At 59.3% G+C, this 12849-nt stretch carries 10 protein-coding genes; 4 read left to right on the plus strand and 6 right to left on the minus strand.

The features are described from left to right. Positions 1-22 precede the first annotated feature (22 nt). The 6 genes from L9059_RS11010 to yaaA form a co-directional block, all read right to left on the minus strand. On the minus strand, positions 23-1510 hold the full coding sequence (locus L9059_RS11010; protein ID WP_247290789.1) for an alginate export family protein: 1488 nt from the start codon (positions 1508-1510) through the stop codon (positions 23-25). Further along, entirely contained in the window at positions 1507-3024 is a 1518-nt protein-coding gene (gene algK, locus L9059_RS11015; protein ID WP_345894314.1) for an alginate biosynthesis TPR repeat lipoprotein AlgK, read from the minus strand. Before algK ends, L9059_RS11010 begins: the two co-directional genes overlap by 4 nt. A gap of 15 nt (positions 3025-3039) precedes the next feature. Next, positions 3040-4209 (minus strand): alginate biosynthesis protein Alg44, encoded by a 1170-nt coding sequence (locus tag L9059_RS11020; RefSeq protein ID WP_247290791.1) that lies wholly within the window; start codon positions 4207-4209, stop codon positions 3040-3042. Between the two features lie 36 nt (positions 4210-4245). Beyond that, a complete protein-coding gene (gene alg8 / locus L9059_RS11025) occupies positions 4246-5727 on the minus strand; it encodes a mannuronan synthase (RefSeq protein ID WP_428480259.1) in 1482 nt (493 codons plus the stop codon). Positions 5728-5985: 258 nt separating this feature from the next. Further along, a complete protein-coding gene (locus tag L9059_RS11030) occupies positions 5986-7302 on the minus strand; it encodes a nucleotide sugar dehydrogenase (protein WP_247290792.1) in 1317 nt (438 codons plus the stop codon). 801 nt (positions 7303-8103) lie between these two features. Continuing rightward, positions 8104-8883 (minus strand): peroxide stress protein YaaA, encoded by a 780-nt coding sequence (gene yaaA / locus L9059_RS11035; RefSeq protein ID WP_247290793.1) that lies wholly within the window; start codon positions 8881-8883, stop codon positions 8104-8106. A 225-nt stretch (positions 8884-9108) separates the two neighbouring features. Here yaaA and L9059_RS11040 point away from each other — a divergent pair, with 225 nt between their 5' ends. The 4 genes from L9059_RS11040 (at position 9109) to L9059_RS11055 (ending at position 12849) form a co-directional block, all read left to right on the plus strand. After that, positions 9109-10233: a polysaccharide deacetylase family protein gene (locus L9059_RS11040; RefSeq protein ID WP_247290794.1), complete on the plus strand. Its 1125-nt coding sequence runs from the start codon at positions 9109-9111 to the stop codon at positions 10231-10233. A gap of 338 nt (positions 10234-10571) precedes the next feature. Beyond that, positions 10572-11966 carry a PhoH family protein gene (locus L9059_RS11045; RefSeq protein WP_247290795.1) on the plus strand — a complete coding sequence of 465 codons (1395 nt, stop codon included), beginning with the start codon at positions 10572-10574 and terminating at the stop codon, positions 11964-11966. Between the two features lie 170 nt (positions 11967-12136). Continuing rightward, the gene (gene moaC / locus L9059_RS11050; protein WP_247290796.1) at positions 12137-12610 is read left to right on the plus strand and encodes a cyclic pyranopterin monophosphate synthase MoaC; all 474 of its coding nucleotides are present in this window, start codon (positions 12137-12139) and stop codon (positions 12608-12610) included. Continuing rightward, a complete protein-coding gene (locus L9059_RS11055) occupies positions 12607-12849 on the plus strand; it encodes a MoaD/ThiS family protein (protein WP_247290797.1) in 243 nt (80 codons plus the stop codon). Before moaC ends, L9059_RS11055 begins: the two co-directional genes overlap by 4 nt.

Here is a 12849-nt window from a genome sequence, read left to right on the forward strand (position 1 = left end):
GGCACTCCCTTCGCAGTGGGCATCAGAAACGCCAGATCACGTCGATGAACGCGCGGTGCATGTACGAGTCGACATCCTTGCCGTAGGCATCGCCCGGCTTGAACACGCCGCCACGAAAGCGCACGAGCGCCGAAGGCTCATCGATGGACTGGCTCAGGGACGCTGGCAGCAAGCCTTGCTTGAAGTACTTGGTGACCACCAGGTCCATCTCCTGCCCCAGGTCCTTGTTGCCATCTTCCAGTGGCAGGGACGTGCTGGAGAGCACAGCGCCGGTGACGTCGTCGGTATCGTTCTGCACGGCATTGATGCCATTGCTGCCGACCGGCTTGTTGCCGTCGACGCGCCAGAACTTGTGGTAGATCAGGCTGGCGTCATATTCGTCGTTGAGCATCCAGGAACCGAACAATGTGGCGGTCTGCATGTTATTCATTTCGCCGCGGAACGCTTCGCCGAAACGGTGCACGCGCGAGCGGGTACCGGTGTAGTTCGAGCGGTTGCTTTCCAGGCCGTTCTGTTCGTAATCGGCGCTGGCACGGGCATAGGCGGCACCAACTTGCCATTGCTGATCGAGGCGCAGGCGCACACCGATATCGGTGGCCCAGCCGTTGAGGTCTTCACCGCGCTTGGCTTCGGCGGGACGGGTGCCATCGGCATTCAGCGCGTTCACGGTGTCGGTGTCGCCGCTCATGCCGGTGATGCTGCCCCAGTAATTGAGGGTGTTGGTGTTTCGATAGTTGTAGGCGTCGCTGTCGGCGGTGAGACCCAGCCAGCTGATATCGCCGTTCTGGTTCTTGTCCAGTGAATCGCCCGCTACACCCGGTTCCGGGTAGTCGAGCTTGCCATCGTCGTGTGTGTGGTGGCCGCGAATGCCGATCCAGTTACCCGGTGTCCACTGATAGGCTGCATCGGCATAGGCATGCAGGCGATCCTTGTCCTTGGGCGCGAGCTCCTTGAGGTCGGTGCGGTATTCGCTGAAGCGTTCGGCCACGCCGACGTTGGCGCGCAGCAGGGTGGTATCGAAGGTCCAGTTCAGCGCTTCGATGTTGGTGTCGCGCCATTGGCCGTCGTCATTGCGCAGGCGCTGGCGACCCAGCTTCAACTGCTCGCCCGGGTAAGGCGTGAGGCCGCTGTAGCCGACCCAGAACTCACGCATGGCCAGGTAGTTTTTCTTGGTCTTGCGATCACCGTTGTCGGTGGTCTGGGTGCCGTCGTTGTCGGACTGCTGCAGTGTGTCGGTTTCGATGATGTCGGTGGACGTCACCGCCTGACCCATGGCGTAGGCGCTCCACGCGCCGCTTTCGCCATAAATCCATGGACGCAGGTCCAGGCCCACGCCGTTGACATCGCCGCCACTGGCGGTACCCAGGTCACGGTCGTCTTCGGATTGGCCGGTGATTTTCACGTCCAGGCCGTAGTTCTGGGTCTCAGTCAGTGCCGCCAGGGTCGGGCACGACCACAGCAAGGCGAACGTCAGGCCAATGCCGGCCTGCACAAAGGGATTCAACTTCATAGGGATTCCTCGCCGTCTTCTTCTTGCAGGGCGTGCAGTTGCAGCGTGTTCTGGCTCAAGGCACCACGAACGGCCTGTTCTTGTTTCAACAAGCGTTGGGCCTCGGCGAGCTGGGCAGGCGGCAGTTGAGCTTCGAGTGTTTGCGCAAGCTCGGTGGCTTGCGGGGTGTTTTGAACCTTCGCCAGTTGGCTGAAAACGTACGCATTGAGCGGGTTGGGCTTGGTGCCCTTGCCTTGAGAGAACAGCTGGGCGATGGCGAAGTCGGCGCTGTTCTGGCCATTGCGTGCAGCGGTCAGCAGGTGATCCAGGGCTTTTTGCGAATAGACTTTGCCCAGGTAGCCACGGCGATAGATCTGGCCGAGGTAGTAATCGGCGGCCACTTCGCGGCCGACGGCTTTCTGGAAGTGTTCTTCGGCCGCCTTCGCGTCGGGCGGGACCATCTTGCCTTCGTAGTAGAGCTTGCCCAGCAACAGTTCGGCGCGCGGTTGATCGGCAGCGCGGCCGTTGTCCAGGTACTTCATCATCGTGTCGACGTCACCCAGTTCCGGGAAGTCGTAGAGCAATTGCGCCAGGCTGACCCACGATGCGGGGTAGGCGGGGGCGATGCCTTCGAGCAGCGACTGGGCAGTTTTCTCGTCGGTGGTACCCAGGCTCGCATCGCCGAGTACGCGGGCGACGCTGTCCACTCGCTGAGCGGAAACCGTGCCGCGCGCATGGGCGGCTTGCATTTGCTTGATCAGCCCGGCTTGTTGCTCGGGCTTGGCCTGTTTCTGATAGACCGTCGCCAGCTCGACGTAGCAGACGTCGGTGGTATTCAACGCGGCTTTGCAGAGGGTCTCGACTTCGTCCAGATGCTGGTCGTAAGTGCCTTGGGTGCGATACAGCAGCACTTGGGCCAGGCCGGCTTCGGGCTTGCCTTCGGCGCGCCATTGGCTGATCTGCTGTTGCGCGTTGACGTTCGGGAAACTGTGGGGGTATTGCAGATACAGCATGGCCAGCGCAATCAGGGTATTGCCTTGACCATTGGCCGAGGCTTTTTTCAGCAGGCCTTCGGCTTCGTGCTGTTCGGCTTCGGTGGAACCAGGCTTGGCCACCAGCAGGCGACCCAGGCGTGCCTGGGCCCGCGGCGAGACATCGGCGGCCGCGCGGTAAGTCGCTTCGGCCTGCCTGATCTGCGCCGGGTCACGGCTGTCGACCTGGATATCGGCGAGGCCTACCTCGGCTTCGCTGTAGCCGAGGTCAGCCAGTTGCTTGTAGTTCTGCTGGGCCAGCGCGGTGTCGCCGCGCTTGAGGGCTTCGTTGGCCAGGCGCTGGTCGGGCAGGCCGGCGCAGCCGGCCAGGCTGACTGCCAGGGCCAAAGCACACACCGTACCTATGTGGGAGCCAGCCTGCTGGCGATTCAAGCGGCTCGGTACATCAGACAAACTGCGGTGGTCGAGCGCGACCCCGGCCCATCGCGAGCAGGCTCGCTCCCACAGGGACTGCGGCGTATTCGAGATTTTTGTGATGGTCACGGGCATGTCCTCCGGTTACAGACCAGCAGCCATGGCTTTGTCGATCAGCCAGTTCAGGTTCGGGCCACGGTCGCTGTTCACTTCAACCGGGCGACCGGCGAACTTGCTGTCCAGCGGCTCGTCCGGCTGAATCAGGACGCGAATGTCGGACGACAGGTCAGCACTTTTCAGGCTGGTGCTGCTGACGATCTTGCCGGTGCGAGTCTTGTCTTCGCCGGAGATCTGGAAGCTGACCTGGGCACCTGGACGCACGTCGCTGAACTGGCGATAGGAGAAACGCGCTTCGACGTTGGCTTCGCTGTCACGCGGTACCAGCTGGAAGATCACGTCGCCCTTGCTGGCGTATTGGCCGTCGGCAACCAGTTGCTGCGACACGGTGCAATCGCACGGCGAGGTCAGGGTGCCAGTCATTTGCTTGCCGAATAGTTCTTCAACCTTGGCCGGTTGCAGCTGGTCTTCATCCAGATGGCCCTTGAGCACATCGAGCATGCTGGTGCTGAAAGTCGCCAGCGGGGCGCCTTTGGCGGCGATGCCGTCGGCCTTGATCAGGCTCTGCACGGTGCCGTCGCGGGGCATGGTGATGTTCATGCCCGGCACGCTGACCAGGCCAGCCTGGGCGTGGCTGACGAAGTACATGCCGTACACCGACTTGAAGATGAAACCGAACGCTGTCAGGCCGACGAGAAAAATTGCCAGGCTGAAGGTCACCGCACGCAAACGCCCGAACGGGGTCATTCCGTGGCCGCCGTCCTTCATTTTGCGTGCCTTGGTAAAGTTGTCGCGCTGCAGGGTCGCCAGCACTTCACCCATGCTGACGATGTCGCCGGCCAGGTGGGACGTGATCAGGTGGCGCAGGGTCGAGATGTCTTGCGATTCCAGATTCTGGAACTGGCAGCCGGCGCGACCGGTCTGGCGATCGAACGAGCGCACTTGCAGCTCCACGTCCATGGCCAGGCCGAGGTTATCGATCACAAACTGCAGGCGAGCCTTGTGCACATCGCCGATCTTCAGCGGCAGTTGGCCGGCGTTGAAGGCCAGGCCGCCGGCGGAAAGGTCGATGACCCGGGCTTCAACCGGAGTCCGGTCGGGACCGAAGAAACGCAGCTTGGCCGGAATTTTCACGCGGGCGTGTTGGCGCTGGGCTTCTGATTCATGCACTACGTTGGCGTTGACGGCGGTATTCATATAGGCGATTTCCTGGTTAATTCAATAAGGGGGCGGTCAGACCATCATCAGCAGCACGGCGACAAAAATGCTGCCGGCGGAGAAGGTCATGGTCCGAGACGACCAGGTGTTGAACCAACGTTGAAAGCTGGCGAGATCACGGGTCAGTTTGGTGTCCTGGCGAGTCCAGGATTGTTGGTCGAGGCGGAAGAACACGTAGATCTTCACCAGCGCGCCGACGATCTGGTTGTAATAGAGGATCACCGGGTAGGCCGGGCCGATCTTGTGACCCGAGCAGGACAGCAGCAGGGTGAGGATCAGGCGGGTGATGCCGATCCACAGCAGGTAGACCAGGATGAACGCGGTGCCGTACTTGAAGCTGGCGATGATTGCCACGGTCAACCCCAGCAGCGAGGTCCACATCGATACGCGTTGATCGAACAGCACCACCGAAGTGAACAGGCCGAGGCGTTTCATCCCCAGGCCGAGTGCGCGAGCGTTCTGGCGCAGGTTATTGCCGTACCAGCGGAACATCAGTTTGCGGCTGGCCTTGATGAAGCTCTTTTCCGGAGGGTGCTCCACGGTGTGGATGGCCGCGTCCGGTACGTAAAACGTGTCGTAGCCCAAGCGCATCAGGCTGAACCAGCTCGACTTGTCGTCACCGGTGAGGAACTTGAAGCGGCCCAGGCGCCAGTGCTGCAGCGAGTCGCTTTCCACATCGGCGATGAAGTCCGGGTCGGTGACCACTGTGGCGCGGAACACCGACATACGGCCGGTCATGGTCAGTACGCGCTTGGACAGGGCCATCGAGCACATGTTGATGTGGCGCTGGGCGAAACGCAGTTTGTGCCACTCGCTCATGATGTAGCCGCCGCGCACTTCGCAGAACTCGTTGGTGGTGAGGCCGCCGACATTGCTGAACAGCTGGAACCACGGCACGGTCTTGAGGACCACGCCCTCGGCGAGTACGGTGTCGCCATCGACCACGGCGACAACCGCCCTGTCGTCCGGCATGTGCCGGGAGATGGCGCGGAAACCGTAGGCCAGACCGTCACGTTTGCCGGTTCCGGGAATGCGTACGAAGTCGAGCTTGACCCGCTCTGGCGGGTTCATCCGCGACCAGAGGCTTTTCACCAGCAGCTCATCGGACATTTCCACGATGGAACACACCACGGTGGTCGGCAGGCCGCAGTCGATGGCTTCGCGAATCACCGAGCTGTAGACCTGGGCGGTAGTCAGCGCGTCGATACGGAAGCTGGTGACCATCAGGAATACGTGGGAAGGGTCCGCCGCCTTGCCCAGCTTGCGCACTTTACGGCGCAGGTGCGGGTAGACCACGTACAGAAACAGCATGCCGCGCAGGAAGTGCGTGGCACCCATCGAGTAGCGCCAGATGCCGACGATACCAATCAGGAATATGAAGTCCTTCGACTCGGAGTCGAACGTGGACACAGGCAACGCCATGGCGATGCCCATCAAAATAGTGAGGTAAAACAGCCAACCGGCGGCCTGAAGTAGGCCGTGCTTTAGCCTGTGCATAATCTGCATCCGTCTCTATCTCGGGCGAGCCTGTGGGGTGGCCCGATGGGGTTAAGGCAGGCCTTTGAAAACTGACGACACCCGCTCTGGATGACGCCAGAATTCCTGTAGGAGCTGGCGAAGCCTGCGATCTTTTGATCTTTCGCATGGGGTTCAACTGACCCCGAAAAGACCGCAGCCTCGTTTCTCTCGACAGCTCCTACATCGTGTTCACACAGTTGCAGTGCGTCGCCGCGCAGTTACAGCGCGGCTCCTGTGTTACCAGCAGATGCCTTCGGTGCGATCTTTGACGCTTGTGGCCTGGGACATGAAGCCAACCAGGTCGACCACTTGCTTGCCGTGCGGAGCGTTCTGCGCCAGGGCGCGGAATTTCTCGTCACGGTTGCCGAGGATGATCACGTCGGAGTTGTTGATCACGTCGTCGAAGTCGGAGTTGAGCAAGGACGAGACGTGAGGGATCTTCGACTCGATGTAGTCCTTGTTCGCACCGTGGACACGGGCGTACTCGACGTTGCTGTCGTAGATGCTCAGGTCGTAACCCTTGCCGATCAGCATTTCGGCCAGGTCCACCAGCGGGCTTTCGCGCAGGTCATCGGTGCCGGCCTTGAAGCTCAGGCCCAGCAAGGCGACTTTGCGTTTGTCGTGGCTGGACACGATGTCGAATGCGTTCTGCACCTGCGATACGTTGCTGCGCATCAGCGAGTTCAGCAGCGGCGCTTCGACGTCCAGGGAACCAGCACGGAAGGTCAGGGCGCGCACGTCTTTGGGCAGGCAGGAACCGCCGAACGCGAAGCCAGGGCGCATGTAGTACTGGGATAGGTTCAGCGTTTTGTCCTGGCAGACCACTTCCATCACTTCACGACCATCAACACCGACGGCCTTGGCGATGTTGCCGATCTCGTTGGCGAAGGTCACCTTGGTGGCGTGCCATACGTTGCAGGTGTACTTGATCATCTCGGCAACGGCGATGTCCTTGCGGATGATCGGCGCGTCGAGTTCTTCGTACAGCGATTGCAGGACATCGCCCGAGGCTTTATCGAACTCGCCGATGACCGTCATCGGGGGCAGGTCGTAGTCGGCGATCGCGGTGCTTTCACGCAGGAACTCAGGGTTCACTGCAACGCCGAAGTCGACACCGGCTTTCTTGCCGGAGCAGTCCTCGAGGATCGGGATAACTACGTTTGCGACGGTGCCCGGCAGCACGGTGCTGCGAACCACGATGGTGTGGCGGGTGGTCTTGTCACGCAGGACAAAACCGATCTCGCGGCACACTGCCTCGATGTAGTTCAGTTCCAGGTCGCCGTTTTTCTTGCTTGGCGTACCGACGCAGATCATCGAAAGGTCGGTGTCGCGAATCGCTTCGGCGAAGTTGGTCGTACCACGCAGTTTGCCGGTATCGATGCCCTTGCGCAGAAGTTCGGCCAGACCCGGTTCAACGATCGGCGATTTACCGGCGTTGATCATATCGATCTTGTCTTTAGCAACGTCGACGCCAACCACGTCATGGCCCCGTGCAGACAGGCAACCGGCACAGACAGCGCCCACGTAACCCAAACCAAATATGCTGATGCGCATCGCAAATTACCTCTGTGTTTTATCAAGCCATTACATGGCCGGAGTTAATGGTGTTCAGCGGTCAAAGTGCACTCGAAAGTGCGACATACACGCGCCGCAGCGCCGCGTACAGGCATATAAGTTCCGAGTGTCTAAATAAGCGCACTCAAAATGTGCGTAACTAGGCTTTATTGTTATGGCTTGCCCTGTCATGCAGCGGATCCTCGGCTCGGAGGACCTTCGTGCAAAGGTCTTGCGCGCTTGATGCCGGGCGAAAAGCCCGTAGACCAAGCGGTTGGGTGCTCAGGTGAGCACGTTTATAGGGGCGCAGCCTTGGCCGTTCAGGGGATAGCAGTGTGGCTTATCTCCAATCCTTTCGGTGTTACCCAAATGAGCAATTAGTTAGCGCTAGTTAATGTGACAACTTCGCTGCATGAATCACTTATCTGCGTAAGTTATCTCGTACAACCTCACGGATAATCGTTACCGGTGGTATGAGCTACGCATTTGGACATAGTTCCTGTCCGCCTATCGTGAAATCTGAAATTTCTTGAAATATTGAGAAAGATGGCACTGCTCTCATATTGATAGCACTTGCCGTTTCGCCCTTTATATATAGGCGTATAATTGGCGGAGATAGTTTTGTGCCACTACCGATAAAAATTTTCGGTGCCACTACTGAAAAAAAACGTCGACGTCGAGTGAAACAAAAGTTAGGGGAGGGCGCGCTTGGTTTTTGGCGCCAAAATCTCGGCGATTCGGGGCGAGGATTGTCAGACGATCAAGCGTTGGCGCACGGAGGTCGTGCGCCGACCCGGTGCATCACTCGGGAGCGTGATCGCGAAGGAATACCAAGTTGTCCGGTTTAGACTGCTCGGCACTGAACTGATAGCCCTGGAGGTCGAACTGCTTGAGCGCCTGCGGGTCGTTGATCCGCTCTTCAATGACGAACCGGCTCATCATTCCGCGAGCTTTTTTCGCGTAGAAGCTGATGATCTTGTACTGGCCGTTTTTCAGGTCCTTGAACTCGGTATTGATGATCCGTGCATTCAAAGCGCTGCGCTTGACCGCTGAAAAATACTCGTTGGAGGCGAGGTTCAGCAGCACGTCGTCGCCCTGGTCGGCCAGGGCCTCGTTCAACCATTCGCTGATGCGAGTGCCCCAGAAGGCATACAGGTCCTTGCCACGGGCGTTGGTCAGTTTGGTGCCCATTTCCAGCCGGTACGGTTGCATCAGGTCCAGGGGGCGGAGCAGGCCGTAGAGACCCGAGAGCATGCGTAAATGGTCCTGGGCGTAATCAAAATCGGCTTCGCTGAAGGTTTCTGCGTTCAGCCCGGTGTAGACATCACCCTTGAAGGCCAGCAATGCCTGCTTGGCATTTTGCGGTGTGAACGCCGGCGTCCAGCTGCCAAAACGCGCGGCATTGAGCCCGCCGATCTTGTCGGAGACATGCATCAGCTCACTGATCTGCGCGGGCGTGAGGTCGCGCAATTGCAGGATCAGTTCCTGGGAATGGTCGAGGTATTGCGGCAGGGTGAAGCGCTGGGTGGCCGGCGGTGTTTCGTAGTCGAGGGTCTTGGCGGGGGAAATCACCATCAGCATGAAGTCGTCTCCTTTAATCGTGGGGGCGATTCTAGGGGGTTGTTCTCGTTGACTCCAGCTATCGGTGTCATAGGTGATCGGTGGTGTCATGGGACAAGATCGCAGCCTCGTTTCACTTGGCAGCTCCTACGGGGATTGGGTGTGCTCCTGTAGCTGCCGAAGGCTGCGATCTTTTGATCTTCCCGATATATAGTGCCGCGCGGGTTCTGTTATGGAGACATCCCATTGCGTATCGTTTTTCTAGCCCTTGCCTGCCTCATCAGCCTCGGCGCCACCGCAGCACCCGGCGAGGTGGCGACACTCGACCGTGGCACCTGGCCCGAGCAGCTCGGCAATCCGACCCTGTTCGACGTCGCGTCGCGGGCCGAGATCCTCATGTTTGCGCGGGTGCTGCTGGCCAGTGAGTCCATGGATGACGCGAGCCTGACGCAACGCCTGGGCCTGCGTACGATCAATTCGGACGCCATCAACCAGCTGCGCGAGCGCCTGTGGCAGCGCCTGCTGGCCAACTACAATTTTGCCCAGCAAAGCTGTGACCAGGACGCCTCCTTCTGTTTTCTGGTGGAAGACATGCCGACCCTGCGCGAACAGGCCGCCAAGTTTCAGGTGAGCGACGACAGCTACTACATCAAGTGGGCCGAACCGAGCCGCCTGTTCCACACTCAGTACCTCGACGAACTGTTGCGCAAGGCTGCGCTGTTTCCGCAATCCACGAGTGAAGTTGATCGTTTTGGCGACTATGAGCGCAACGGCGAGGGGATGCATGACCGTTTGTTTCTGTTGACCTTCGACAGCGCTGCCAATGCCGTCCCGGACAATACCGGCTGGGTGACCGAGTACCTGCGCAAGGCGAACATCAGCGGCACATTCTTCGTGCTGGGCAAGGACATCCAGGCGCGGCTCGCCGAGCGCTCGGTGTCCAGCCTGCAAGCGACTTACTCACAGCAATGCATCGGGATCCAGGGCTGGGAATTTCGCTCTCACAGTCACTGGCAGGATTGGCAGGACTCGGTGCGGCGCAGCGCCGACCTGGTCAAGAGCAAGCTGCCGGAAAACTACGTGCCGCTATTTCGCCCGCCCGACGGCCAACGTCGAGCGGACGCGGCCGCGTTCTTCAAGACGCAGGGCTTGCAGGTGGCGCTGTGGGACATCGATGCCCAGGATGGAGCGGGCAAGCTCAAGGCTAATCAGGCCGCACAACGGGTGCTGACCCTGATGCTGCTGTGGCGTCACGGGGTGATCAACTTCAATGTGAAGCAGGATGGGGTGAAAACGGCGTTGCCCTGGCTGATTACGCAAACGTCACCCAGCGGCATTGGCTGGGACGACTGTCAGGACGGTTTTCGCTGAATAGGTAGAAAGCCCGTAAACATTGGGCGAGGGGCGAATTCGAGAGGGATTTCGATGCAGGCGGACTTCTGACTTTAACGGCACATTGCCTGCACGCCAAGGGCTTTTTGTCACTCTGAAAAATAAACTTCAAAAAAGCGTCAAAGTACTTTTTCCTGTCACCTGTTTTGGAGTATTACGAAGACAGACCGCCGAAACCTGCAACACAGGTGGCGTCTCCCAAGACCCAATTTGTGTGTGCAGTTCACTTGATCCCTCGCAGGTGAATTCGGTGGCTACTTCGAGGCGCAGCACTGTCATGGTATTGCGTCGAATGGCTCCCACAAAGGTGACCGAGTATGGATGATCACGGACGTAGTTCTTCCTCCAACCAGCCTATCCTTTATGTACTCGATACCAACGTATTGATTCACGATCCAAACGCCCTTCTTAATTTCGAAGAACACCATGTCGCCATTCCAATGACCGTGCTTGAGGAGCTGGACAAGCTCAAGAGCGGGCATCACAGCGTGGCTGCGGAATGTCGCCAGGCGATTCGCCTGATCGACAAGACACTGGGCGAAGCCAGCCCTGAAGACGTTGAACTGGGGGTGCCGATCCAGAGGGGCAAAAGTGGGCCCAAGGGTTTGCTGTCAATTCTGATGAGCAAGCGTGCCGAACCAAACATCATCCTGCCCGAACACCTGAACGACAACATCATCATCAACCAGTTGATCGACCTGCACGCGCGCGAGCCAAAGCTGCCCGTGGTGCTGGTCACAAAAGACATCAACATGCGCCTCAAGGCCCGTGCCTGCGGGATCGCGTCTGAGGATTACAGCACCGACCAACTGGTTGACGACGTTTCGCTTTTACCCAACGGCTACCACAACATGGTCGGGTCCTTCTGGGACCTCGTCAGGAATGTTGAAACCCGCCAGGATCATGGCCGCACCTGGCACCAGGTGAAGATGATCGACAACCTGCCGGCCGTGCATATCAACGAATTCATCATCGACGAGCAGGGTTTTGTCGGGTGGATCAAGGAAATCGACGAAGACAAGCTGCTGATTCTGGACCTGCATCAGGAACCCCTATTGCACCAGGAAGCCTGGGGCCTGAAACCGCGTGACATCTATCAGAGCCTGGCCCTGTACGCCTTGCTCGATCCGGACATTCACCTGGTCAACCTATCCGGCGCCGCCGGTTCCGGTAAAACCATCCTGGCCCTGGCCGCTGCGATCGAGCAGACCATGGTCAGCAAGCGCTATCGCCGCATCATCGCCACTCGCAGTGTGCAGGGCCTGGACCAGGAGATCGGTTTCCTGCCCGGCACCGAAGCAGAAAAAATGGAGCCGTGGCTGGGCGCGATTACCGACAACCTTGAAGCCTTGCACATGGATGACGAAAACACCCATGGCAGCGTTGATTACATCCTCAGCAAAGTGCCGTTGCAGTTCAAATCCCTCAACTACATCCGGGGTCGCAGTTTCCAGCAGAGCCTGATCTTGATCGACGAATGCCAGAACCTCACGCCGCACCAGATGAAAACCATCATCACCCGTGCCGGCGCCGGTTCCAAAGTGGTGTGCCTGGGCAACCTGGCACAGATCGACACCCCTTATCTGTCCGCGACCAGCTCCGGGCTGACGTACCTGACCGAACGCTTCAAAGATTTCCCCAATGGTGTGCACATCACCCTGCAAGGGGTGCCTCGCTCGATTCTGGCTGAATACGCCGAAACGCATTTGTAACCGCTTCATCAAGACCGGGCGGCCGCAAAAGCCGCCCGTTTTGTTATCCATATTCCGCGCCGAACGCCCCGTAGGAGCTGCAGAAGGCGTTTGGCGGCAGCCTTGCAATCTTGCGTGCGAAAAACTGACCCACAGGTTTACAATCACAACTCCTGATCAGGAGTAACCCCGTGCTGACTCATCTCGATTCCCAAGGTCGCGCCAACATGGTCGACGTCACCGAAAAAGCCGTGACCTTCCGCGAAGCGACGGCCCAGGCGCTGGTGCGCATGCTGCCCGCTACCCTGCAGATGATCGTCAGCGGCGGCCATCCCAAGGGGGATGTGTTCGCCGTGGCGCGCATTGCCGGCATTCAGGCGGCGAAGAAGACCAGCGATCTGATTCCGCTGTGCCATCCGCTGATGCTTACCGGCGTCAAGGTCGAACTCAGTGCCGAAGGCGACGACACCGTGCGCATCGTCGCGCGCTGCAAATTGTCCGGGCAGACCGGCGTCGAGATGGAGGCCCTGACGGCGGCCAGCGTCGCGGCACTGACTATCTATGACATGTGCAAGGCGGTTGATCGTGGCATGACCATCGAAAGTGTGCGGCTGCTGGAAAAAGTCGGTGGCAAGAGCGGGCATTTCCAGGCGGACCCGACATGAACATCACCGTGAAATTTTTTGCCCGTTATCGTGAAGCGATGGGCGTGGACTCAATGCAGGTCTCCGGCGATTTTGCCACTGTCGACGACGTGCGCGAGCTGCTGGCTCGGCGCGACGGCGCTGTGGTGCTGACCGAACAGAACCTGATGTGCGCCCGCAACGAAGACCTCTGCCAGCTCGATGAACCGGTGATCGATGGTGATGAAGTAGCGTTTTTTCCGACCGTGACCGGGGGCTGA

This window comes from Pseudomonas violetae (genome assembly GCF_023072615.1).
Classification (GTDB): Bacteria; Pseudomonadota; Gammaproteobacteria; order Pseudomonadales; family Pseudomonadaceae; genus Aquipseudomonas; species Aquipseudomonas violetae.